Below are 22,978 nucleotides of genomic sequence, written 5' to 3'. Positions count from 1 at the left end.
ATTGCTGCTGTCGCCGTGACATTTTGCCTGGTTGTGTTCTTTGTTCTGCTTGTTTTTGGCTCAGCCCAGTCGGTTATCCCTGGTGCTATCGGTCCGGCCTGCGGCGCTGCCGTTGCAGCATTCGCCAGCCACCTTTTATCGCTTACAAAGCCTGGCGTTTCAGACGCACTCAGCGCGGCTGATCGCTGTTTTTGCTGTCGTGAAGCCGTTCGATAATGAGCCAGGCTTTCCCCCGTAGTTCACGATCTTCATTGTAAGCGGTGACCTGTCCATCGTGTCTGTTTTCAGGAAGTCGTCGGTCGGCAGTCACCGAAATTTATCCAACGCCGCTGACTGCTTCGGCGCGACCTTTGTAAGCCGGTTTCTGACAGGCGCATCACCGCAGGAGGCGCTGAGATGGGCAAATGCCAGCGGTTCGCTGGCAATCGGTAAGCGTGGCCCAATGGAAGGAACGTTAACGCAGGCCCAGATCAGGCAGTTTTTAAGTGGGGCAGGCTAAAATTTAAGCTTTAAAATTAACATTGTGGCTTTTCTGCTTCTCTAGCGTCCGGCGTTTTAAAGAAGATAATATTGTCGTTGTGTTATAAAATTGAAATTCCTGAAACATTATAAATAATAATATGCATTCTTTTCTATCATTGAGTCTAACGCTGGCGCTTATCATTTTGCTGATAAAGTATTTTTTTCTGCCGATGTTCAAACGAGACGATTTCTTTGCTGCTAAGGGTGAGTTGAAGAGGATTTCTATCGATACACCGATGCTTAACCGTCTTGGGATGAACACGGAAGATTACTATTACGACGCAGATTTTCTCTATCAAAAGCGCAAGGAAGACATCCTTAATAAAATCGCGCTGGGCCAAATTATTCAGGTGAGACCGACCGGAACGCAGATTAGCAATCGTCGTGTCTGGCAGGTTCGATACCTCACGGGTGCCTCGCGGACAGAAAAAACAGTCAGTATTCTGAATAACTACTCGCTATTCAATCAGGATTTTGCCGGTTTTCTTTCAGCCGTTCGGTTAGCCAATCCCGAGGCAGAAGTAAAAAAAATGACAATCTGGCGTATATAAACCTTTGGAGGCAGATGCTGAAATGAGTCCTGAACTGGAGGAAGTTATCGCATTTGTTCGTGATTATGCGGGATGGAAGTCTAAAGTCGTTAATGAAAAAACATTGTTGGAACGAGACCTTCATCTTGCCGGTATGGATGGCGTCGATTTTTTAGCTGCAGCCGAAACGTTTTTTGCCGTCAGCTTCGATATCGAAGATGACGATTTTCGTACGCTGTTTGATTTGAAAGAGAATGAATACCTGTTCAGCAGTGAAGGACTCGATTTATTGGGTATTGGCTACTTTTTTGAATGGCTGCGGGGAAAACCGCATTCTGTCGTCAAAGATCTTTCTGTTGGTCAGCTTCACCAGGTTCTGGTGAAGCTACGCAGCAAAAATTCGCGAGATGTCCGTCGCGACATTTAGAGCAATGTGTCACGTTGGGCACGGATAAGTGTTTCCTGAGCGCGGTCAGAACCAGTCAGTAAACCTCATCACGTCACGTTATTTAGTCGTGCTTTTTCCATCTTTATCCCAAACACCGCGATACTCAGTAGCAAACAGACAACCGCACTAACGCCGAACAGCAAATTAACGGGCAGGTTCAGGCTGGCATGATCCACCACCGCGCCTAACAGCACGGGCACCCAGTTAGCGATATAGGCAATCACGTAAAACAATGAAATCAGTTTTGCATGACTGGCGGCAGGGGAGATCATATTCACCAGGGTTACGCTTCCTACAAAGATGGCGCCATAGGCATAGCCGGCGACAAGCAATCCTGTACATGCCCAGATCAGAGAGTGGTAGCCAATCGCCCAGGTAAAAAGCACGATGGAAATGGCCCGCGTAAGGCAGCCTGCAGCAAGAGACGTGCGGGCGCGAATCAGGGCGGTCATCACGAACCTGTAGCACTGTTTTGTGGAAGACAGCATGGCAAGTAAATAACGTCGTTGGAAAAATTCTTCAGGCAAGTACATCTGGGCAGCGTAAATGAACCGAGTTGGCAGATTACCCGATAAAGGTTAACGCATCCCTTTTTTAAATCACTGAAAAAATGAAGGCGGCTGAAAATCGCATTTATGAAAGAAGAGAAAAATAGTTAAGTCAGGCCGGATAATTGAGGGGGAATGCTGGCACCAACTTTCGTGTCAGGTTACCTGGTTCAACAGAACATCGCAGTCTTGCCACGAACTGTTATGTATATCGATTTCAGCATGAGGACATCCCATGCACGCTGAGCCAATAAATATCCAGTCTTCTGTTTTTTATATAAGAATGCTGGCTTTATTATTGCTGCGCGTATGATTTCCGACGTTGTCGCAATTCTGTGTATGGTTGTATTATCGACCTGTATTTACGCTATCATGCAGGGTGTGGTAAATGTCAATGTATATTAACCTTTTAAAAAATGCCAAGAATTTATAAAAACATTTATAATTGAATTGCAGGTTTTTGAGTTAAAACTGCCTGCAAAGATGTGTCTCTTGCAGGCGATTTGTCGTTATAAGAGAGAAATCTTACTTTCATGCGGTAGCGCGTTCGTTCCACGCGTCAGTGAACTGAATGTTTCCATCGACAATTCGCCAGGTGATTTTTTCATACTGCAAACTGATACTTTCAACATGGTTCATTTTATCATTGCCAGATAATCGGACATTAGGCACGCCGCAGTGTACGCTGGTTACTTTAACGTTTTCCATCAGGACAGTGTAATAACATACTTCTTGTCCCGCATGGTTTATATGATAGAACTTAATTTCTGCACTATTTAATGTTTGACCAGTAGCCGCAGCTTTATAAAAGTAAGGTGTGGAACTATCAACATCTTTTTCAATCATCATGGATGAATGCTGACGTGTACCCGTGATCTTTCCGTTAGTACTATCGACAGGGAGGTTAATGCCATGACCCAATCCTATAATCTCTATGCTTCCTTCTCGATCCTGAACGTCGACAGATCCTTTAATCTCTGCGCCACCGTCGTCTTTAAGCCACATATAGGGAGGTATTGGCATGCTATTTTCTCCTTTTTTTTCTGATTAACATCATTGTTATTGAATAAAAAACAAGACTGATTGCGAAGACAATAAAAAAGTCAATGTAGAAATAGGCATCATAGAGAGATTCTGCATTAACATCACCCGTCAAAAGAAGGGATAACTGACTGACAAACTCATGGTCTGCGTAGTTCTCGGGATGACCGAGTGAGCGAGCAACAGCAACCGTGATCATAAAAAAAAATATGATCTTAATCGCCACACGGGCAAGTGCTGTAACCATTAGCTACCACCTCAATCCAGCCACGAGCCATAAGATCACGCATGCAAGGTACCTGAACAGGATCCGTTTTGAGGAGAGCATCCCTTATGCGCGAGTAGTCTGAATTATGGGGTAGGGTTAAACATCCTTCTGATACTTGTCCGGGATGAAGCCTGAATAATCCCCGGTAAACACCTTCTATCCATGTTCCGTCATCAATACTTAGGTCATCTTTATACAAAGCAAACCACTCGTCGCGTCCAAAGGCCGTCCTATGGTAAAATCTATTCCATGTATCCTGGATTTGCGTCTTTGTTTTAGACAATAGCCCACCAGAGCCACGTTCTACAATCCAGTATTTACCTAGTGGCAACGGACCGTTATTTTTAACAGCGCCACATGCTCCGTTGTTACGGTAAATACCATTGCCGGAAAAGGCCATGAAAACGCCCACGCCATATAAATTAAAAGGCGCATAATCCGCACCATCAAGCGTCAGCTTTCCCTGTAGTGCCATAATATATCATTCCATAGCGAGTTTTGTGGCTTATCATATAAGTGAATAATTAAGCTATCAACGCTATTTTCGCAAATTTTAATTTATATTCAATTAATGTGGGGTGCGTTTGATTTTACGATTCACTTTGTTAAAAACTGTTCTTAATGGTGAGTTACATGTGTTTTTTTTAAAATTTTCGTTGTGTGAATTCTTTTCATATTCGTAAGTAGTGTGAGCTTTATATCAGGTCAGTGATTTTCATGAATTATGTTGGTCACTCATATCGTCAGACGCGAAAGCTATTTTTTCCGTGACAGATATGAAAGTCGGAATTCACTGATATTCCATTAAGAGAGGGTTAGCAAGCCAGCGGGAGTCGCCTTATGCAATTACTGGTAACGGAGGTGATGTCGCGCGGATTACGCCTCCGAAAATATAATAAAGGTCTTTGAACGGCTTTATCTCAGCGACACCAAAAACCCCACCGCCACCAACGCATAAAACCCCGCACAAACCACATCAAAACTGCGCCGTGCCCGATTGAGGTACGTCTGTGCCAATTGCGAAGCAAAAATCAGCGCATACAGGCTAAATATCATCACTCCGGTCAGTGCGCAGGTAGCAACCAGAACATAGCTCTGCCACTGTGGGGCGCTCTGGGTCAGGCCTATGCTGGTGACAGTGAACCAGGTCAAGGCGGCTTTAGGGTTAGTAAGGTGCAATCCCAAACCCTGCAAATAATAGTCGCGTAAACGCGCGTGGGCCTGGGCTGGTCGTGCCGAAAGTTCTCCAGGGCGAAAGGCACTGCGCAGCGCTTTCGAGGCCAGCCAGAGCAGATAAGCCGCGCCGAGCAGTTTTAACCAGACGATAAAACCGTGGGAAGAAACCAAAATCGCGGACACGCCAAAGGCGGTTAACAGGCCCCAACAAATCGAACCTGAAATCACACCGGTGGCCAGCACCAGACCAGCTTTACGACCATAGTTCATCGCCGCATTGGCAATGGAAAGATTGCCCGGGCCAGGCGATGCCGTCCCTATGCTGTAAACCAGTAATGCTGCAAAGAATGAAGACATATCCCACATCTATCCAACCCCAACAGAAAGCATAAGCATGTATTAACATAATTTTAAAAAACATACATAACGGCTTGTATTGGATGGACGTGCACAGCAATGCTCGACCCCACGTGATTAACGCTGTTCAGCACTGAATCCCGTACTTTCGACGATGAGAATGTTCCCGCGTCGTACTGGGCGCCTGAAGCTGAAAAAGGAGGCACGTCCCTTCACGTGCCCCGGGACACATTCCGCGACAACACTACTGCGATACCGCTAACCCGGGATCCGGTTCTCCTGGTTCCTTTGGTTCTTTGATCAGAATCCACAGAGCCGCCGCACCGATAAGGTCAAACACCGCCAGCGCAACAAAGAACGGACCAAAGCCGATGATGCTGACAAACGCGCCAATAAACAGGTTAAAGATCAACTGACCGGACCAGGCACAGGCGCCAGCCATGCCGACGGCAGTCGCGACCTCATCCTTCCTGAACAGGTCTGCGCCCAGCGTGGCGGCCACGGTAGAAAGCAACTGGTGCGAGAAGCCACCAATGCTGATCAGCAACACGGCGACATAGGGGTTTTGAACAATGCTGACCAGGCCGATGGTGGTCATCAGCACCGCCCCGAGCGTAAAGGTAATACGGCGCGAATTGATCAGGCCGATGCCGCGATCGTTCAGGAACTTCGCCACAAACCCGCTGGCCAGGCAGCCCAGATCCGCCATCAGGAACGGCAGCCAGACAAACATCGCAATCTCTTTCAGGCTGAAGTGCAGGGTTTCCACAAAGAAGATCGGCACCCAGAAATTGATGGTGCCCCAGGCCGGATCGGCCAGAAACCGTGAGAGGCCAATGCCCCAGAAATTACGCTGTTTGAGGATGGCTAATTTAGAGGTCTTCTCTTTCTGCTCGGCATGAAGGTGTTTTTCCTGACCGCCCTCAATATAGGCGCGCTCGTCCGCCGACAGCCGTTTGGCCTCTTTGGGATCTTTATAAAAGATGAGCCAGATAAAGGCCGCCACAATAGCCAGGCCACCGGCCACCAGAAACGCAAACTGCCAGCTGTGAAACAGTATGCACCAGGCGATCAGCGGCGGTGCCAGCATGGCACCAAAAGAGGTGCCCATATTAAATACGCCAGTGGCAATGCCGCGCTCCTTCGCCGGAAACCAGGTGGCAGCGGTTTTCACCCCGGCCGGAATCGCCGAGGCTTCACTAAAGCCCATGATGGCGCGCATAAACGCCAGGCCCTGCCAGGAACCCGTCAGTGAGTGGGCTAAGGTGGCCAGCCCCCAGACGATGGCGCAGATAAAAAAGCCCAGCTTCAGGCCGATGGTGTCAATGAAATAACCCATAACCGGCTGGCCGATGGTATAAGCCAGCTGAAAGGCACTCACAATCCACGAATATTGCTCTTTGCTGATATCCAGCGCTTCCATTATCGTTGGCGCGGCAACGCCCAACGCAGTGCGATCGAGGTAATTAATAATCGTAATAAAGCAGACCAGTATTATCATGTGCCATCGATAATGTTTGATTGTTTTCATGATTCATCCCTCATTGTTACCTTTTACTAATGATTTTTCTGAACAGGTGACATGATTTTTAAATTAGAGGTAGGTTAATTAATTGAATGTTAGTAAATATCGTGATTGCACCTTGTTATTATCAGGCAAGCGATTTTGCAATAAATACGGAATCGCATGGTGTGATGAGGCGCATTGTTTAATGCCGTGAAAATCACTTTTGGTAAATAATGTGATCACCGTAACCCACACAGGCAAAAAGATTAAATAGCGCCTGGATGACCTGGAATCAGGTTAACACTAAAACGTTGCAGTCAAACCTTTATGCCTGAAGACGCTTGCTGGCGATCATAAAGGCATGTCCCTTGCAGGTTGAGAGGCGAGGTGTGCTGTCTATTTCGACTTATTTATAGGTGATGTTAATCACCACAGCGGGTTAGATGTCTGATGGTCAATAAGGCAGTCTTTCATTTTGTACGTAAGAAAGATCGGGCTTGATATAAACATTTTTTATTCAGACGTTTTTCTCATGCGTTCGCTTTCTCTGCCGGTGCGGAGCGTTTATTTCTACCAGAAAAGAAATGATGGCGATGTTAAGCGTTCATGAAAATACGAGAGTGAAGGAATAGATTGCAACTGTATAAAAGGAATCTTAAAAGGTCGTCGTTTAATGTTGAACGGGGATTCAGTATTATTTTTACCCTGTGCCTCCGACTGGATTGCCTCCATTCCGTTTCTGGCCGGTATTCTGGGCGTGCTGGTGGGCGGTAGGCTTTAAGACAACCTGGTGCGCTGGAGCGTCAGCGCCATTACCGCGCACAAGGTGCTAATCGTATCGGGTGCGGCCCATGCGGCCTGCTTCGTGGCGCCGATTCCGTTTATGTTGACGGTTGCCGCGGTTCAAATACAGGGGGCGCTGAGACATCGCTGTGGTGAAGATGGCGTTCAGTCATTACGTCATTCTCGAAGCCAGGCGTTTTTGACTTAGCGAGAGGGGCGGGATCTTTAAAAAACGTAGCCGCTTTGCCTTAATCAGAGACGAGGCATCAACGGGGATATTCCGTCTGATGCCTGGAGCCTGGCGTAGAGCACTGTGGAGTCTGGATGCGTCTCAGCCTACTTTTGCAAGGTAACGATCAAGCGTGTCGATTAAGTCTTTCTGTTCTTCCGGGATATTGCAAAGGCGAATATGCCATTCGTATTGGTCATCAAAACTGACAAATAACGAAAGACCGTCGTGCCAGGGCACATAGTTGTATCCGAGAAAACGCCACTGTTCCCCTATGGGATGATTGACACCGTCATGATCCGTAAAAGGGCGGGATACGATGTACCGTTCTCCTTGTTTGAGATGATGATAATGGGGTTTTAAGCCATGCGCGGTCCAGTGTCCCTGTTCATAAGGTCCTGTCATCCTCCTGTCTCCTTTTGCCGTTTAAGCGTCAGCAACCTGGCTGGCGTTATTCATCCTGAATCAATATTGCCAGCCTGTTAATAATGGCGTCCAGCGTCCCATCCGATGCGGATGTATGGAGCAATCCCTCAATATAGTGATCGCCGCGAGTATAAACGGTCACCAGACTGAGGCACTCAGCGACAGAGGCATGCGAAATCCTTTCTTTTTCTCTCAGCGACATATTGTTGGTTATCCACCGATTCCATCCAAACCCCGTCAGCATGAGTTGATTTTTTTCGGCGGATAGCGGCATGTTTTTTTCAATATTGTTCTGGCAGTCATTGATGAAGCGTTTTAGTACGGTATTGTCTTGTCTGATAATCAGGAGATTAGCCCGTTGCACGATATCATCGTGCCAGGCCAGTCGTGACAGCCAGGATGCAGGCAGGGCACCATAACCATAATAAGCGCCCGCGAGCTGACCATAAATAGCGGCAACACTGTCCGCGTCATCGCCAAGATTCGCCGCCTGTAACGCCCCTTCCTCAAATGTTTCGCTGTGCCAGAAACACCAGAGAGCGGCTTCCAGTGAGTGAATCACATAGCCAGAACTGCTGATTTCATCTCGGGATTTAAGACGGTAGCGACCTTGAATAATGGCTAAAGAATCCGGATGCAGTGTTTTTATCCATGCGTACTGTGCGGAATGAAACGCGTTGAACAGCCTTGCTTTGGTCGGTGTGTTATCGCTGTTGAGCAGCATGTGGATCAGGCCCGTGATGTACTGGCAGGCCTCAATACATCGCTGTTCTGCATGAGTGGTGGCGCTGGCCAGTTTCGTCGTTTCAAAGACGGCAGTGAGGGGGGCATGATGCATGAATAATGCCACAGGCGCGGTGCGCATCAGGCTGCCGTTGCCCGCACTTCTGGGGGCGGTGCTGCCCGCCAGCGCAATGCCTTCAGCGCTGAATTTTTTTAACGCGAGGGCGACAGTAGTGCCAATATCGAAACAGGTTCCGGTGCAGGAGTTATAACCATAATCTCGCCAGTTGATATAGCGTCGCATTTGATCGGCAGGTGCATTTTCGCCCCGTTCGATCAGGCTGTCAGCCAGACACAGCATCATGGACGTGTCATCCGTCCATTGACCGGGTTCAAGCATAAAGGGACCACCGCCAACCAGGTCAGTTACAACCGGTTTTGCCGGTCTGGGCTGAAATTCAAGGGTGGTACCTAACGCATCGCCCAGCGCCAGACCAACTAATGCGCCTTTAGCCCGATTGATTTTATCAGCATTCATCCATTTTTCCTGATTTACCTCAGCGTCAGCCAGACAGGGCGGCACGCTTCGCGGCTTTCCAAACACGATTTGGCACATTAACGCGCGTTGAAAGCGATGTCGATTAAAGACTATTGGTGGGCTGGGGGAGGAAAGGGGAATGGGAAAGGCAGGCGTGGTTTCATTGCAACGCCCAGGCGTAAGCTATAGCGGGGCGGCCCACTGGCCCCCCCAACTGAACCGCTAGTGGCTCTGCTTACTGTCTTCTTCTTTATGCTTCTTCGCCAGGTAATGGCCTGCTGCGCAACCTGCCACGGCACCGGCAACCGCATGATGTTTGAGATGACCCGCTACGCCGCCCACCAGTGCGCCTTTCAGGCAGCCTTCAGCCTGCGCCTGAGAGGTAACCGACATTAAAAGGCCCAGCGTGACCAGCAGAAAGGGAAGTTTATGCATCAATACTCAGTCCTTATAAAGGGGGAAGGTGTTCATGCTGTGACGATAACGCGAATGCGAGGCGGGCGGATGAAAAAATGCGAGTCGTTGCGCGACTGTTGCAGAAAAAGCCACGGACTTTTCATGCCAGAGAGGGCCTGAATTTTTTGAACCGCATCACACCCTGCGTTTTTTGCGTATCCCTTTCCTCTATTCCTGGACGTAAAGATGCAATAACTACCTCGCCATACATAAAACCGGAACCCACGATGAAAAAAACCTTAGCCTGTATTTCATTCCTGGCAGGCAGCCTGCTCGCGGGATATGCACCTGCGCTGATTGCCGCCCCTTTGCCGTTAACGCCAGACACGAGCATTCCGGTAAGCCGCTACATTACGGCGCTGAATCCGGATCACTCCATTACCTTTCGTCTTTTTGCCCCTGCCGCGAAGCAGGTTGCCGTCGTAACCGGTTCCACGCCGCTGAGCCAGCAGTCGCATGACATGAAAAAGGACAGCACGGGGATCTGGTCATGGACCAGCGAGCCAATGAAGCCCAACCTTTATGAGTACTATTTTGACGTAGACGGTTTCCGCACCCCGGATACCGGCAGCCGTTTCCCGAAACCGCAGCGCCAGGTGAACACCAGCATGATTCTGGTACCGGGCAGTATTCTGGATGAGCGCAACGTGCCGCACGGCGATGTGCTGACCCTGACCTATCACTCTGGTGCGCTAAAATCAGAACGTCAGGTGTTCGTCTGGGCACCGCCGGGTTACAAGGCTGATAGCAAGCCGCTACCGGTGCTCTACTTCTACCATGGCTTTGGCGATACCGGGCTGTCGGCCATCTCTCAGCTTCGCCTGCCGCAAATCATGGATAACCTGCTGGCAGAAGGAAAAATTGAGCCGATGCTGGTGGTGGTGCCCGATACCGAAACCGACATCGTGCAGGCTATTCCTGAAAACTTCCCGCCTGCCGATCGCCGCAAGGACTTTTATCCGCTGAATGCCGCCGCCGCAGATAAGGAGCTGATGCAGGATATTATCCCGCTGGTGGAAAAACGTTTTACCGTGAGTCGCAAACCTGCCGACCGCGCGATAGCCGGGCTGTCTCAGGGCGGCTATCAGGCGCTGGTGTCCGGCATGACACATCTGAACGACTTTGCCTGGCTGGCCAGCTTTAGCGGCGTGACCACCAGCACCGTGCCTGATGAGGTCGTCACGCGTCAGTTGAGCCAGCCGCAGACCGTGAACAAACAGCTGAGAAACTTTACGCTGGTGGTGGGCGATAAAGATATCGTGACAGGCAAAGACATTGCCGGACTCAGAACCGAGCTGGAAAAGCAGGGCGTGAAGTTCCATTACACGCAATATCCGGGGCTGGGACATGAGATGGACGTCTGGCGCCCTGCGTATGTGGAGTTTGTGCAGCAGCTGTTTAAACCACAGTCGCACTAATTCTGGCTTCAGCGCTGACCGCGCACAGGATGAGCAGGACATCTTGTGTATCCTGTGCGCATTCTCGCCAACGCGGCGGGAACGCTGCTGTTTCGTTGGTGGCGGATTGCGTCATGTCAGCCAAGCGCTAAGCGCTTAAGCATCACCCGCTGCCCAAACGCATCACTGCCTTATGCGACCCAGCCATTTGCCTGATAAAACCCCTCCGCGTTCGAGCCGGGATCGGTAGTCAGCATAATCGCCTCTGCGCCCCGATCGCTAAACCACTGGACGATCGCGTTCAGCAGGTGCGTCCCGATGCCCTGTTTTTGATATTCAGGTTTAACAAACAGTCCGCCAGTTAGCGGTTCGGGCGCATAGATCCCCAATCCATAACCTGCATAATCATCCCCGACCTGGCAAATCCAGCCGCCGCCCTGACATATATCCTCCCGCGCTTGCTCACGCTGTAAATAGTGAATTTGATGCGCGTGCAGCCGGTTTTCCGTTACGGAAAAGCGTATTTCATCTATTTCTTTAAGGTATCGGAGGGCAAATTTAAAAAGGAAAGAGACAGGGGCGTTCTGTATAACGTGACGATGAAGTTGGAGCATATTGTCGTCTGGATCGCGGTATTTCAAGTCGCCAATATCCAGGTTGACCCCTGTATTTTCCGGAAGCGGTTTTTAACCCGTTTTTTTCCATTTGGCTGGAATCCGGTTGTCATCGGTCTGTCAATTTCATCTGTTTAAGGCTGGCCTTAAGGCCGTCGGGAAGATTGAACCCAGCCCTGTTCCCATTTCCCCTGTACTCTGAAAGGAATCCATCGGGACACATTGCCTCACAGGGATGGCCGGCAAAAAATGCGGTCCATGGAAAAATGGAGTTTTATAGTTTGCCATTCATCATTAAATAACAAGGGTTTAACGATCGATTTTTAGGATTTGATAGGTTTAATCATAGTTTAATCCGTTAAAATTCATTTGATTGATAGCTAAAGGCGATCAATAATCAATCTACTTCAACACTGTTAATCAGAGCATGGGAATGGAAATCCAGAGTCTTGATAATAATAACCGTGCCTGGCGGTTCATTGCTGAACCCATAGTAAACCTGAAATCCGACCTTATTGCTGTTGAAGTATTAACCCGATTTGCCGCACCAGGGACCCCTTTTTTTCATATAAACAGAATGAATAAAGGACAGAAAATAAAGCTCTTAAAAGAGCAACTGTTCTTAATTGATAGAAAAAGACATTTCTTTGAACGTAACCAGTTGCTGTGTTCTGTCAATGTAGATGTAGAGATGGCTTTTGCGCTGCTGGAAGAACGGGATATTTACGAGCTCGCCACAGCGCATTCTTTTCTTCGCATCGAGGTTTCAGAAGACTTTCCCAACCTGGCTGAGGGGCTTAATAATCCTCTGCTGCGAAAGTTATATAATAATTACACTTTATGGCTGGATGATTTTGGCAGTGCATCTTCTCATTTTCCCTGTTTGCAGGAGGGATTATATGAGGCGGTTAAAATCGACAAGCACTTTTTCTGGGAACATCATCATCGTCCACTCTGGAAAGAAACGTTGGCGCAAATTAAAGACTACTGCCAGTTTATCATTGTCGAAGGCGTGGAAAAGGATACTTACTTCCAGTTTGCTAAACCCCATGCTGCCGCATTTCAGGGCTATCTTTTTAAAGCCTTTTCTTTTGAAGCCATTACCTAACGACGCTTTTATTCTTAACGTCGCTGCCTGCTCGTTTTGATTTATTCTGATCCTAAATTTCCTCACTGCCTTATTACTGGCTGAGAGGGTTAAAGCCGACAGCCGACAGCGGTTGGTGAAGCTCGCAGCCTAACGAATGCTGTTCTGGCTGGATAGCTTAACTACAAGAACAGTCCCTCCTGTGATTTACGGCAATCGCGTGGGCTGCAGCCGAACCAGCGGCGAAAGGCGCGTGAAAAAGCGCTGACTTCAGAGTAGCCCAGCAGCAGCGCCATCTCGGAAACAGAAAGATGATGCTGTTTGAGATAATGCGTGGCCATTTCTTTGCGTACGCTGTCCACCAGCGCCGAGAAGCTGGTTTGCTCATCACGTAAGCGCCGTTGCAATGACCAGGCGGATAACCCCTGTTTTTCCGCGATGATTTCCAGTGAAGGTTCGCCGTTCAGCAGTTGCAGATGAATGTCCGTTCGGGTTTGGTTAACGGTGTCCTGACGCACCACGGGCGGGCTGAGCCGACGGATGGCATCCTGCATCACCAGCAGCAGCATCGGATCATGATCCGGCATTTTCCGGTTCAGATCCGCTTTCGCGATGATCATCGAGTTAAAGGGTTGATCGAAATAAACTGGGGCATCAAACACTTTACAGTGTTCGTGCCAGTGCTCAGGGCGCGGATGCTCAAAATGCACTTCGCGCGGCGCCCAGTGCCGACCTGCGGCATGGCGGATCAGGTTGAGGAACATGCCCAGCGTTAACTCGGCATCCTGGCGGCGCATCAGAATCACGCCATGGCGAACCTGATAATCCAGTTGCCAGCAGTCGCCGCGTTCGGTCAGCCGGATGCAGGTGTTGTGTTGATGAAAGGGAAAGGCATTGACGACGTTTTGCAGCGCCTGTTCCAGCGTGGCTGAACACAGGCCAATATAGCCGATCAGCCCCAGTGACTGGGGTCGGAACTGATGACCGTATTGCAGACCAAAGTTGTCCACGCCTGCCTGGCTTGCGGCTTCCTCCAGCACCCGGCAATAGCTGACCAGATCCAGGCTCAGCGTTGGGCAGGCGAGCATATCGGGATCGATCCCGCTGATCCCGAAAATGCGATCGACATCGCCGCCCTGTGCATTGATAAATTCGCCTAAGCCCGTTGCGGCGGCAGACAACACACCGCGATGGCCGCCTGCGCCGGAGATGGCCGTTAACGCGGCCTCTGGAACTCTGCTGGTCATCTTGTTTTCCGCAAAAAGTGAACGTCTAAAGGTTTTGCAAAAAACGTACCAGCTGGAAACCACGCGATAACAATCGCTTACCTGATTCGCTCTCCGTGTTGCACCGCAATCAGGCACTGCGGCGGTGCGTTAAACGCCAATCGGTAGCGCGGCACCTTCAAGATAGCGCTGGCACAGCCGGACAGTGTGGCTGGCCCAGCGATCGCCCAGGCTGCGCGCCATCTCGGTTTCGCGGTGGGAAGCCACCCAGGCCGTCAACTGGATACGCCGCTGGATCAGCATGGCGGGGATCATCGCCAGTTCCCGATCGCTGATGTGCGCGACCTGTTCGTAACCGCGTAACCAGTTTTCCACCCACTTTGGCGCACTCGGATGATGCTCAACAAAACTGATGGCCGCGGCAAGATCGTGCAGGTACCAGCCCATGCCGCAGTCATCAAAGTCGATCACCCGGGTTTCGCCTTTATGCACCAGCAGGTTGGTCAGGCGCAGGTCGGCATGAATCAGCCCATAGCGTTCAGGTGACTGTCCGAAGTCCTGCATCTGGCGGCGCACGTGTTCCAGCGTTTCTTCTACCACCGCGTGTTCAGCGGTGGGTAACCCCGCAACGTCCCGCCAGTCGCCCCAGTGGCCTGCCGGAGACACCATCGTATGATGATCCCAGATGATGCGGCGAAACCCCTGCGGCTTCTGCCATTTCCGGCTGTGATGGTGCAGACGGGCAGTAATGGCACCGAGCTGACGAAACGCAGCCGGATCGACGCTGTCGGTCAGCATATCGCCCTCTATCCAGTGAAACAGCACCGCATAGCGTTCGCCACCCTCGGGCAGCGGCAGGACCTGAATGCGTTCTCCCTGACGATCTTCCACGGCAGCGGGGACGCTGATGTCCGCCGCCTGAAGCGCATCCAGCCAGAGCAGCTCACTTTCAATATCCTGCTTCGCGTGGTAATCGCCCCGGTGAATGCGCAGCGCGTAGCGGCCCTGCGGCGTGCTGACAGATAACGTCGCGTTTTCTGAGCGACACAGCAGCCTGACCTCAGCCTGTGCACAGGCGGGATAGTTCACTAATGCCCGGTGGGCAAGCTGAAGGATGGTGTCGTTACTCAGCGTATCGTACTGTTTATGGCTCATGTCCGGCTCCCGGGTTTCTGCGTGTAGGGCCAGCATGGCGCTGAACCCTGCCTGCACGCTTGACCTGAAAGCAGGGGAAAATTGACTTTGGCAGGCACCTGGCAGCCAGGTCCGGGGCAAGTTGACCTTAAATCACGGTGTTCTGTTTTCTGCGGTCAAGTTTTTCCCTTCTCACTGTGTCCATCATCTACCCGACAGCTTTTGTGCGACATTTTTCAATTAACACAGACGGGGAACGCAGTGATGAAAGAGAAACTGAAACCCACCCTGGGCACCCTGCGACTTTGGGGCATTGCCGTGGGGCTGGTGATATCGGGAGAATATTTCGGCTGGAGCTACGGCTGGGGCGCAGCGGGCACGCTGGGCTTTCTGGTCACGACGTTTTTTGTTGCCGTCATGTATACCTGTTTTATCTTCAGCTTTACCGAACTGACAACGGCTATTCCTCAGGCGGGCGGCCCGTTCGCCTATAGCCGCCGGGCGTTCGGCGACACCGGCGGGCTGATTGCCGGAATCGCCACGCTGATTGAGTTTGTGTTTGCGCCTCCCGCTATCGCGATGGCCATTGGCGCCTATCTCAACGTGCAGTTTCCTGAAATTAATCCCAGGCTTATCGCCGTGTGCGCCTATCTGGTGTTTATGGGGCTGAATATCATCGGCGTGAGCATCGCCGCGACCTTTGAACTGCTGGTTACGCTGCTTGCCGTGATTGAATTACTGGTGTTTATGGGCGTTGTGGCGCCCGGCTTTAGCCTGGCGAACTTCGTCGCCAACGGCTGGGCGGGCCAGGGAACCTTCTCGCTGGCTTCCGTATCCGGTATGTTCGCTGCCATCCCCTTTGCCATCTGGTTCTTTCTGGCGATTGAAGGCGTCGCGATGGCGGCAGAAGAGGCAAAAGATCCCCGCCGCACCATTCCCCGCGCCTATATCAGCGGTATTTTAACGCTGGTGGTGCTGGCGATTGGCGTGATGGTGTTTGCCGGTGGGGCAGGCGACTGGCGTACGTTATCGGGCATTAACGATCCGTTGCCTCAGGCGATGAAAATGCTGGTCGGGAATGACTCGCGCTGGATGCACATGCTGGTGTGGATTGGCTTATTCGGCCTGATCGCCAGTTTTCATGGCATCATCATGGGCTATTCCCGCCAGTTCTTTGCGCTGGCCCGCGAAGGGTATTTGCCGCCCGCCCTGGCGAAGCTTTCACGCTTTAACACACCGCACCGCGCCATTCTGGCCGGTGGCGTAGTGGGCATTCTGGCCATTTTCTCTGACGGAATTAGCTTTCAGGGCATGAGCCTGACCGCCGCCATGATCACAATGTCGGTGTTTGGCGCGATTGTGATGTACATCATGAGTATGCTGAGCCTGTTTAAGCTGCGTCGTACCGCGCCCACGCTGGCGCGCAGTTACCGTGCGCCGGGTTATCCGGTGATCCCCGCCATTGCCCTTTGCGGATCGCTGATCTGCCTGGCGGCGATGCTGTGGTTTAACCCGGAGATTGGCGCGCTGTTTATAGCCTTTATGGTCGTGGGTTACCTCTATTTCCTGACGACCCAGTCCCGGCGCGGCACGATCGCGCAAACCTCTGTCGCGGCGGAGATCGATTAACGCAGACAGACGCTGCCGCGCACTGATGTACGGCAGCGACAGTATTGAATCCGAGGAGTGATGATGACGGTACGTTCAACCATTATGGATACCAACAGCTTTCGTGCAGAAAACGCGGAAGCGCTGGCCCCGGCGATTCGCCAGTTAACCGACAAACGCAGCAAGGTGCTGGGCGAGTCATATCGGCTGTTTTACCGTAACCCCGTGCATCTGGTGCGCGGGCAGGGGCAGTATCTCTGGGACCAGGCGGGCAAACAGTACCTGGATATGTATAACAACGTCGCCAGCATCGGCCACTGTCATCCGGCGGTCGTGGAAGCCGTGCACCAGCAGATGATGCGGCTGAATACGCACACCCGTTATCTGCATGAGTCTATTCTGGACTACAGCGAGCGCATTTTGGCAACGATGCCGGCGGCCATCGATCGGGCCATGTACATGTGCACAGGGTCCGAGGCAAACGATCTGGCGATTCGTATGGCGCATGCGTGGAGCGGCGGCACGGGCATTATCGTTTCGAAAGAGGCCTACCACGGCACCAGCGCGCTGACGTCCGGCGTATCACCGGCTCTGGGCAGCGGCCAGCCGCTGTCATCGCATACCCGGCTGGTGGCATCGCCAGATTTTTACCGCATTCAGCCCGCCGATCAGGGAGCCTGGTTTGCCCAAGAGATTCAAAAACAGATCGATGATATGGCCGCGCACGGCATTAAGTTTGCGGGCTTTCTGGCGGATTCAATATTCTCTTCAGACGGCGTATTACCCGGCCAGCCGGGCTTTTTAAAGCAGGCTATCGACGTCGTCCATCAAAACGGCGGGATTTTTATTGCCGATGAAGTTCAGCCCGGCTTTGCCCGTACAGGGGAATCATTCTGGGGATTTGCGCGCCACGGCGTGGTGCCCGACGTGGTGACCACGGGTAAACCGATGGGCAACGGTATTCCCGTATCCGGTCTGATGGCGAAAGCCCCGGTTATGGCAGCCTTCAGTGACTCGCTCCCGTATTTTAATACCTTTGGTGGCAATCCGGTGTCGATGGCGGCGGCGCATGCCGTGATGGATGTGATCGAGCAGGAGTCGCTTCAGGCGCACAGCCTGAAAACCGGGCAGGCTTTGTTAGCGGCTCTACAGTCCCTTCAGGGTACCTATGCCTGCGTAGGCGACGTGCGCGGCGCAGGCCTGTTTATTGGCTTTGAGCTGGTCACGGACAGAGAGACGAAGCAGCCTGACAAACGGCTGGCGCTTGATTTGGTCGAGGCGCTGCGCGAAGAGTGTGTGCTGACGTCTGTCGCCGGGCCTTACGGCAACGTGCTGAAGATTCGGCCGCCGCTGTGCTTCCAGACGCATGATATCGACTGGGTCGTCAGCGCGATGGATCGCTGCCTGAAAAAACTACAGGGACAGGCCGCTGCCGGGCACAGGACAGGGCGGTAACGGGATGATTTTGCTGAATGTTGCACGCGGCGCATAACGCCCGTCATCACTGCACGGACAAAGCCCGACGTCAGCCGGGCTGGCGATATCCGTAATCCTGATGCCAGGGATTGGCACGGCAGAATTACAAGGGGAGTTCGTGGCTGTCGCCGGAAATTGTCCAGCTGTCAGGATCCAGTAACCGCCCGTGCCCGAAAACACAGCCGTTTGGCTGGAAAAACACCTCGCCATATTGCGGATCGTTGACGTAAAAGGTGCCGTCTTCGCGCCGCTCAACGGTGAGCTGTGCAAATCGCGCCTCAAAATCCGCCAGGTTATCCAGCCGCGGATCGTCATTCAGGCGAATCAGCCAGCAGGTTTCCTGCCCCGGCAAGCGGACTTCACAGTGCTGTGTCGGGCCATGAGCGATCCGCTGGAACGCGCGGTTGCCGGAGATCTGTACTAAACCTTTACCACTGCGCAGCAGGATGCGTTTATCGTAGCAACGCACGTCATCAAAATAGCGCTGCGGCAGCCAGGCGTGAGAAAAATCAGGCTGCCCTTCATGAACACGAAACAGAACGATCGCCAGACCGCGATACTGTTGTACGCGCGGCAGCGTGCCACATCCTCCCCAGTAGGAAGGCCGCCCGAAGCCACTGTGCAGGCGTTCACCCGGATGATTGATCCAGATCTGCGCCTCCGGCGTCTCGCCAATCCTCAGATGAATCGGGGTTTCCTGATAACCCCATTCCCCCCAGCGGTATCCGGCAAGGGAACCCATTGCCACGTCGCGGGTTTTATAGTGGTAAAGGCGCGCAATGCGGTTAAGCCCCTGAGCGAAATACCATTCCAGCGCACTGTCACCTTGCCATACCGCCACCTTTGCAAGTTCAGGTGAGATCGACAGTTTGCCCTGTTTTAACAGTAGCGCCAGCTGCGGTAAGGCATGAAAGCGACAACCAATGTTGCCTTTGCCCCACAACAGACGTGAGATAGCGGACAGCTCCAGCGAGCGACCTGCGCGCAGCGTGTGCTCGTATGAACGACCTTGCGATGCGGTGAGCATGCCCTGATGGGAAGAGCGTGCTATCTGTTCCAGCAGGCGTAGGATAGCGCGCTGGCTGCGGGCAACGATTTCGGCATCCGGTGCCAGGGCGGCGAGGGCGGTTAATCCTTTAAGATCGACAGGGAAGTAAGGCGCGGAATTCCATTCGGCCATCTCGCATTGTTCAAAGTGATCCAGCCATGCCAGCACGCGCTGACGGCCTGCTTCTGCCTGCTCATAGCCCTGACGGCCTGAGCGGGCAAAGGTTTTATCCGGAAAGGTGCTTCCCGCCAGGTAGGCGGCGGTATGAAACAGCAGCGCGTGGTTTTCTGAAAAATACCACTGCACGTCATTTCCCGGCTCATCCATCCAGTAACGAAAGGCTAAAATCGCCCGATCCATTTTCTCGCGAACGGGAGCGGCAATGCGATCGGCCCACTGGATCCGACACCACAGCAGCGGTACAAGCGTAAAGTCGGCGCAGTCATGGCACTCTTCAACCGGTGTTAAAACGCCTTCCAGCATGTTCTGGGTTTCGGCGTCATCCCTCCCGCAGGCTAGCCGGGCCAGCGCTTTTACGCTGCTGTATTCGCCGTGCAGGGCAACATGGTTAAGAGCCTCATCTGTGCGCGCCTCAAGCGTTTTCGGCACCTGCGCCTGTTGCTCTGCATGGCAGATCTCCACGCCCAGGATGCGCCTGATATGAAAGTTGTCTTTTTCCATGCTGATAACGAAATGACGAAAATCAGCCGGCAACGCGTCGCTTTCGGCAATTTCTGCCACCGTTTCGCCTTGATGTAAAACCGCGTTGAGCAGCACGGGCTGGTCCAGCGAAATAAAGTCGCCCTGCACGCGGATATTCAGGTTCAGCGTTTCCGGGGCTGGTATTGGGAAGCACAGGCGAACGGTGCCGCCTGTGTAGGTCGGCTGTTCAAACGCCATGCCTTCGAGCAGGGCTTCCATCTGCCGCACCCGCTCCGCTTCAACCGGCGTGGGAAGTGCCACCTGCAGCGGCGCACCTTCAACATAGTCCAGCTGGAAAAAGAAGCGCACATCGCGTTCGGCCAGGTCATCGAACCAGACCGCGATAGCGTTCACTCCGGCATCCAGCATGAGCGCGAACTCAACGGTGCTTTCCAGATTACGCTGATAGTCCGCCAGCCATGCCACATCACCGCCGTTCAGCGTAATACAGGCGGCACCGCAGGTGGTTAGCCGAAAACGGTACAGACCACGTTGTTCCGCAACGAGGCAGGTTTCTGCCTGAGCGCCGATGCGCGTAGCCCGGAACCAGAAACCTGATAAATCGACCCGATCGGAACCAAAAGGGAACCACCAGTTTTTCAGGGTAGTATCGCCGAAAGGAGTGGGCTTTTTCCCGACATAGTGTTGCTGAAACTGCGTCCGACAGGGATAGGTATGGGGAATAAAGTTTTTATGTTTGCTCAGAAAGAAAAACGGATCCATTTCACCGGACATCGGCGCATTGGGCACATCATAGCGCTGTGAAGAAATCGCGGATAACTGCCAGTAGCGAACGGCGTCATTCTGGTTAAGGGGGAAGTAACAATAATGGTTCTGGTCCATGACGATGTTCTCCTGGTGTCGACGTCCTGTTATTTTTTTAAATGTCTTAACGCTTCGGTCAGGCATAAAATAGCCAGCGCCTGGCCATAACCGGTTGGCTGTAGCGGAATATCTTTGTAGAACTGCAGGGTTCTTCCCATGCGGGTGCCATATGAGACGTTGTGGACTGTGCCGCTGCTGTCAATATTTCGCCGTACCGCGCCCAGGGCTTGTAAACCTGCCTGCAACCAACGTTCATCGCCATAGCCAAGACGAACGCCTTTTAATAAGCCATAGCCAAATCCGGCGGTAGCCGATATTTCTTCATAGCTGTCTGGATGGTCGAGCAGCGTGTGCCATGCACCGCTATCAGATTGCAGCGTGATTAATGTATTAATTTGCGTTTTCAGGCATTCGAGTAAATAGTCACGTACCCCGCCGCGAAGTTGGGTCAGTTCCAGAAACTCAATAATGCCGACGGTTATCCAGGCATTTCCCCGCGCCCAGCGGGCCTGAGCAAAATGGCTCTTCTCGGCAAAGCTCCAGCCGTGAAACCATAAACCGGTCTGCGGATCGTTAAGATAACGGGCATGCAGTAAAAACTGGCGTACGGCCTCATCGACCAGCGCCTGACGTCCGGAAGCTACACCGTAATGGCCGAGAAACAGCACCACCATAAACAGTGTGTCATCCCATATCTCCATGGGGTTAATGCCGTCGGACACCACGTGCTGGAAGCCTTGTTCCGGAGTGCGCGGCAGCTCTGTCATCACCCTGTCGGCCCAGCTATCCAGCACCGATTGATAATATGGTGCCCGGTTATGTGCCCACAACAGGGATAACGGCAGCATGGGGGCGGTGGTATTAATATTTAACGGGGGCAGGCCTTGTTGAATATTTTGCTGAAACCAGTTTTCAATGATTTGGTAAATATCGTCGCGACGGGTCAACTCCCATAATCTCACCAGACCAAACAGGCCAACACCCTGCGGCCATTCCCAGTGAGCAAATGAGATGTAATCGCCTGCTGTGCCATCCATATTGGGTTCGTTAAATTTGCCTTCGTCTTTTAGCTGTGTAAATCCATTAAGTAACAGATCAAGTTGGCGGGCTGTTGATAATAATTCCATTATGTTTCCCTCAATGCTGTATAAATCCTTACTCGTTTTTTATATTTCTGTGATTATTCACTGTAACCTTGACGTCCTTATTCGCCTCGACAGGCGGGAATAACGGTTATCCATAGGTTTCTCTGGGAAATGAAATCCCATGACGTCATCATTATCGGCTGGCCTTAAGAAGCCAGTTTTACATTAACCAGATATATTGACTTATTCATACGGTTGGCGTTCAGGGGCACTATTCTGGCCTCAATCATTATTCTTTCTCATAAAAGAGTAAAACCGGCCTTAATGATGCGATTGCCTGCCTGATTAATCGTGCTGCCTGCCATCATTATTCACGCATAACGACAGGCTCGCCCGGGCAGACGTAAAGGCTTAATGCTCAGCCTTAACGCGCGAGCCAGCCGCCATCGACGGCAATCGTATAGCCATTCATATAGTCAGAAGCCCGTGAGGCAAGAAATACCACCGGCCCCATCAGGTCCTCTGGTTTTCCCCAGCGACCGGCGGGAATGCGATCGAGGATTTCGGCACTTCGCTGTGCATCAGCGCGCAGTTGCTGCGTGTTATCGGTTGCCATATAGCCCGGGGCAATTGCGTTGACATTAATACGGTGCTTCGCCCACTCGTTGGCCAGCAAGCGGGTTATGCCCATTACGCCACTTTTAGACGCGGTGTAAGAAGGCACGCGGATCCCGCCCTGAAAAGAGAGCATTGAGGCGATGTTGATGATCTTGCCCCCATCCCCCTGGGCAATAAAATGTCGGGCGGCGGCCTGCGACATAAAGAACAGGCTCTTAATATTCAGATCCATCACATCATCCCAGTCCTGTTCGCTGAAGTTGATGGCATCCTCACGGCGAATCATGCCCGCGTTATTCACCAGAATATCAATGCGGTCAAAGCAGGCGATGGCGCTGTCCAGCAGGGCAGGGATAGCATCAATGTTACGCAAATCAGCTTTCAGGCTAAGGAAGCGACGTCCCAGCGCGGTCACCTGTTTAATCGTTTCGTCGGGTTCAACCTGATTAATACCAACAATATTGCAACCGGCTTCAGCCAGTCCCAATGCCATAGCCTGACCCAGGCCGGTATTGCAGCCCGAAACCACCGCGATTTTGTCCTGAAGAGAAAACGCATTCAGTATCATGTGGACTCCTTATTCACGCGCGACCTGCTTCTGACAGG

Annotated in this window: 20 protein-coding genes and 3 pseudogenes; 8 read left to right on the top strand and 15 right to left on the bottom strand. The window is 52.0% G+C overall.

Features of this window, described 5'->3' with window-relative positions:
- Positions 1-313: 313 nt before the first annotated feature.
- The 3 genes and pseudogenes from GKC68_RS19100 to GKC68_RS19090 form a co-directional block, all read left to right on the top strand.
- A pseudogene (locus tag GKC68_RS19100) lies at positions 314-499 on the top strand (sugar kinase); the annotation flags it as partial.
- Positions 500-620: 121 nt separating this feature from the next.
- Complete coding sequence (locus tag GKC68_RS19095) at positions 621-1,073, top strand: hypothetical protein (RefSeq protein WP_342656420.1); 453 nt, start codon at positions 621-623, stop codon at positions 1,071-1,073.
- Positions 1,074-1,095: 22 nt separating this feature from the next.
- Positions 1,096-1,479: a hypothetical protein gene (locus GKC68_RS19090; protein ID WP_064366364.1), complete on the top strand. Its 384-nt coding sequence runs from the start codon at positions 1,096-1,098 to the stop codon at positions 1,477-1,479.
- A gap of 68 nt (positions 1,480-1,547) precedes the next feature.
- Here the strand turns inward: GKC68_RS19090 and GKC68_RS19085 are convergent.
- From GKC68_RS19085 to GKC68_RS19060, 6 genes and pseudogenes are all read right to left on the bottom strand, one after another.
- Positions 1,548-1,955: pseudogene (locus GKC68_RS19085) on the bottom strand (MFS transporter); the annotation flags it as partial.
- Positions 1,956-2,579: 624 nt separating this feature from the next.
- Entirely contained in the window at positions 2,580-3,071 is a 492-nt protein-coding gene (locus GKC68_RS19080) for a type VI secretion system tube protein Hcp (RefSeq protein WP_028724558.1), read from the bottom strand.
- A gap of 1 nt (position 3,072) precedes the next feature.
- Positions 3,073-3,336, bottom strand: a complete 264-nt coding sequence (locus GKC68_RS19075) for a hypothetical protein (RefSeq protein WP_047713428.1) — start codon at positions 3,334-3,336, stop codon at positions 3,073-3,075.
- Complete coding sequence (locus GKC68_RS19070; protein WP_342656419.1) at positions 3,305-3,832, bottom strand: DUF2778 domain-containing protein; 528 nt, start codon at positions 3,830-3,832, stop codon at positions 3,305-3,307. The genes GKC68_RS19075 and GKC68_RS19070 overlap by 32 nt, the downstream gene beginning before the upstream one ends.
- A 440-nt stretch (positions 3,833-4,272) precedes the next feature.
- Positions 4,273-4,899 (bottom strand): LysE family translocator, encoded by a 627-nt coding sequence (locus tag GKC68_RS19065; RefSeq protein ID WP_342656418.1) that lies wholly within the window; start codon positions 4,897-4,899, stop codon positions 4,273-4,275.
- Positions 4,900-5,134: 235 nt separating this feature from the next.
- Positions 5,135-6,421 carry an MFS transporter gene (locus GKC68_RS19060; RefSeq protein WP_342656417.1) on the bottom strand — a complete coding sequence of 429 codons (1,287 nt, stop codon included), beginning with the start codon at positions 6,419-6,421 and terminating at the stop codon, positions 5,135-5,137.
- Positions 6,422-7,106: 685 nt separating this feature from the next.
- Between GKC68_RS19060 and GKC68_RS19055 the strand changes: the two are divergent.
- Positions 7,107-7,283: pseudogene (locus GKC68_RS19055) on the top strand (MFS transporter); the annotation flags it as partial.
- A 228-nt stretch (positions 7,284-7,511) separates the two neighbouring features.
- On the opposite strand, the gene GKC68_RS19050 reads toward GKC68_RS19055, so the two are convergent.
- The 3 genes from GKC68_RS19050 to GKC68_RS19040 form a co-directional block, all read right to left on the bottom strand.
- The gene (locus GKC68_RS19050) at positions 7,512-7,814 is read right to left on the bottom strand and encodes a hypothetical protein (protein ID WP_342656416.1); all 303 of its coding nucleotides are present in this window, start codon (positions 7,812-7,814) and stop codon (positions 7,512-7,514) included.
- A 46-nt stretch (positions 7,815-7,860) separates the two neighbouring features.
- Entirely contained in the window at positions 7,861-9,096 is a 1,236-nt protein-coding gene (locus GKC68_RS19045) for an ADP-ribosylglycohydrolase family protein (protein WP_342656415.1), read from the bottom strand.
- A 222-nt stretch (positions 9,097-9,318) separates the two neighbouring features.
- A complete protein-coding gene (locus GKC68_RS19040; RefSeq protein ID WP_028724566.1) occupies positions 9,319-9,531 on the bottom strand; it encodes a hypothetical protein in 213 nt (70 codons plus the stop codon).
- Between the two features lie 248 nt (positions 9,532-9,779).
- On the opposite strand from GKC68_RS19040, the gene GKC68_RS19035 reads away from it, so the two are divergent.
- On the top strand, positions 9,780-10,970 hold the full coding sequence (locus GKC68_RS19035; RefSeq protein ID WP_110146052.1) for an alpha/beta hydrolase-fold protein: 1,191 nt from the start codon (positions 9,780-9,782) through the stop codon (positions 10,968-10,970).
- A 170-nt stretch (positions 10,971-11,140) separates the two neighbouring features.
- Here the strand turns inward: GKC68_RS19035 and GKC68_RS19030 are convergent, their stop codons facing one another.
- Positions 11,141-11,563 carry a GNAT family N-acetyltransferase gene (locus tag GKC68_RS19030; RefSeq protein WP_342656414.1) on the bottom strand — a complete coding sequence of 141 codons (423 nt, stop codon included), beginning with the start codon at positions 11,561-11,563 and terminating at the stop codon, positions 11,141-11,143.
- 433 nt (positions 11,564-11,996) lie between these two features.
- Between GKC68_RS19030 and GKC68_RS19025 the strand changes: the two genes are divergently transcribed.
- Entirely contained in the window at positions 11,997-12,671 is a 675-nt protein-coding gene (locus tag GKC68_RS19025) for an EAL domain-containing protein (protein WP_230624158.1), read from the top strand.
- A gap of 161 nt (positions 12,672-12,832) precedes the next feature.
- Here the strand turns inward: GKC68_RS19025 and GKC68_RS19020 are convergent, their stop codons facing one another.
- Together GKC68_RS19020 and GKC68_RS19015 are read right to left on the bottom strand one after the other, a co-directional pair.
- A complete protein-coding gene (locus GKC68_RS19020) occupies positions 12,833-13,897 on the bottom strand; it encodes an AraC family transcriptional regulator (RefSeq protein WP_028724569.1) in 1,065 nt (354 codons plus the stop codon).
- A 129-nt stretch (positions 13,898-14,026) separates the two neighbouring features.
- Positions 14,027-15,031 carry a phosphotransferase gene (locus GKC68_RS19015; RefSeq protein ID WP_342656413.1) on the bottom strand — a complete coding sequence of 335 codons (1,005 nt, stop codon included), beginning with the start codon at positions 15,029-15,031 and terminating at the stop codon, positions 14,027-14,029.
- A 243-nt stretch (positions 15,032-15,274) separates the two neighbouring features.
- Here GKC68_RS19015 and eat point away from each other — a divergent pair, with 243 nt between their 5' ends.
- Both eat and GKC68_RS19005 read left to right on the top strand, forming a co-directional pair.
- Complete coding sequence (eat, locus tag GKC68_RS19010) at positions 15,275-16,639, top strand: ethanolamine permease (RefSeq protein ID WP_028724571.1); 1,365 nt, start codon at positions 15,275-15,277, stop codon at positions 16,637-16,639.
- Between the two features lie 63 nt (positions 16,640-16,702).
- Complete coding sequence (locus tag GKC68_RS19005) at positions 16,703-18,073, top strand: aspartate aminotransferase family protein (RefSeq protein WP_263794316.1); 1,371 nt, start codon at positions 16,703-16,705, stop codon at positions 18,071-18,073.
- A gap of 124 nt (positions 18,074-18,197) precedes the next feature.
- Here GKC68_RS19005 and GKC68_RS19000 read toward each other — a convergent pair whose 3' ends face one another.
- The 3 genes from GKC68_RS19000 to kduD all read right to left on the bottom strand — a co-directional run bounded on the left by GKC68_RS19000 (position 18,198) and on the right by kduD (position 22,940).
- A complete protein-coding gene (locus GKC68_RS19000) occupies positions 18,198-20,687 on the bottom strand; it encodes a hypothetical protein (protein WP_342656412.1) in 2,490 nt (829 codons plus the stop codon).
- Positions 20,688-20,716: 29 nt separating this feature from the next.
- On the bottom strand, positions 20,717-21,796 hold the full coding sequence (locus GKC68_RS18995; RefSeq protein ID WP_342656411.1) for a glycoside hydrolase family 88 protein: 1,080 nt from the start codon (positions 21,794-21,796) through the stop codon (positions 20,717-20,719).
- A gap of 382 nt (positions 21,797-22,178) precedes the next feature.
- Positions 22,179-22,940: a 2-dehydro-3-deoxy-D-gluconate 5-dehydrogenase KduD gene (gene kduD / locus GKC68_RS18990; RefSeq protein WP_014606664.1), complete on the bottom strand. Its 762-nt coding sequence runs from the start codon at positions 22,938-22,940 to the stop codon at positions 22,179-22,181.
- Between the last annotated feature and the right edge of the window lie 38 nt (positions 22,941-22,978).

This window comes from Pantoea sp. RSPAM1 (genome assembly GCF_038816185.1).
Taxonomy (GTDB): Bacteria; Pseudomonadota; Gammaproteobacteria; order Enterobacterales; family Enterobacteriaceae; genus Pantoea; species Pantoea ananatis.
This window is presented reverse-complemented; position numbering and strand designations above follow the sequence as displayed.

Excerpts from the sequence above, each read along its gene's own strand:
- GKC68_RS19080 (WP_028724558.1), bottom strand. The coding sequence starts at position 3,071 with ATGCCAATACCTCCCTATATGTGGCTTAAAGACGACGGTGGCGCAGAG.
- GKC68_RS19015 (WP_342656413.1), bottom strand. The coding sequence starts at position 15,031 with ATGAGCCATAAACAGTACGATACGCTGAGTAACGACACCATCCTTCAG.
- GKC68_RS19005 (WP_263794316.1), top strand. The coding sequence starts at position 16,703 with ATGACGGTACGTTCAACCATTATGGATACCAACAGCTTTCGTGCAGAA.
- GKC68_RS19095 (WP_342656420.1), top strand. The coding sequence starts at position 621 with ATGCATTCTTTTCTATCATTGAGTCTAACGCTGGCGCTTATCATTTTG.
- eat (WP_028724571.1), top strand. The coding sequence starts at position 15,275 with ATGAAAGAGAAACTGAAACCCACCCTGGGCACCCTGCGACTTTGGGGC.
- GKC68_RS19045 (WP_342656415.1), bottom strand. The coding sequence starts at position 9,096 with ATGAATGCTGATAAAATCAATCGGGCTAAAGGCGCATTAGTTGGTCTG.
- GKC68_RS19075 (WP_047713428.1), bottom strand. The coding sequence starts at position 3,336 with ATGGTTACAGCACTTGCCCGTGTGGCGATTAAGATCATATTTTTTTTT.
- GKC68_RS19020 (WP_028724569.1), bottom strand. The coding sequence starts at position 13,897 with ATGACCAGCAGAGTTCCAGAGGCCGCGTTAACGGCCATCTCCGGCGCA.
- GKC68_RS19030 (WP_342656414.1), bottom strand. The coding sequence starts at position 11,563 with ATGCTCCAACTTCATCGTCACGTTATACAGAACGCCCCTGTCTCTTTC.
- GKC68_RS19000 (WP_342656412.1), bottom strand. The coding sequence starts at position 20,687 with ATGGACCAGAACCATTATTGTTACTTCCCCCTTAACCAGAATGACGCC.
- GKC68_RS18995 (WP_342656411.1), bottom strand. The coding sequence starts at position 21,796 with ATGGAATTATTATCAACAGCCCGCCAACTTGATCTGTTACTTAATGGA.
- GKC68_RS19065 (WP_342656418.1), bottom strand. The coding sequence starts at position 4,899 with ATGTGGGATATGTCTTCATTCTTTGCAGCATTACTGGTTTACAGCATA.
- GKC68_RS19035 (WP_110146052.1), top strand. The coding sequence starts at position 9,780 with ATGAAAAAAACCTTAGCCTGTATTTCATTCCTGGCAGGCAGCCTGCTC.
- GKC68_RS19050 (WP_342656416.1), bottom strand. The coding sequence starts at position 7,814 with ATGACAGGACCTTATGAACAGGGACACTGGACCGCGCATGGCTTAAAA.
- GKC68_RS19025 (WP_230624158.1), top strand. The coding sequence starts at position 11,997 with ATGGAAATCCAGAGTCTTGATAATAATAACCGTGCCTGGCGGTTCATT.
- GKC68_RS19060 (WP_342656417.1), bottom strand. The coding sequence starts at position 6,421 with ATGAAAACAATCAAACATTATCGATGGCACATGATAATACTGGTCTGC.
- GKC68_RS19040 (WP_028724566.1), bottom strand. The coding sequence starts at position 9,531 with ATGCATAAACTTCCCTTTCTGCTGGTCACGCTGGGCCTTTTAATGTCG.
- GKC68_RS19070 (WP_342656419.1), bottom strand. The coding sequence starts at position 3,832 with ATGGCACTACAGGGAAAGCTGACGCTTGATGGTGCGGATTATGCGCCT.
- GKC68_RS19090 (WP_064366364.1), top strand. The coding sequence starts at position 1,096 with ATGAGTCCTGAACTGGAGGAAGTTATCGCATTTGTTCGTGATTATGCG.
- kduD (WP_014606664.1), bottom strand. The coding sequence starts at position 22,940 with ATGATACTGAATGCGTTTTCTCTTCAGGACAAAATCGCGGTGGTTTCG.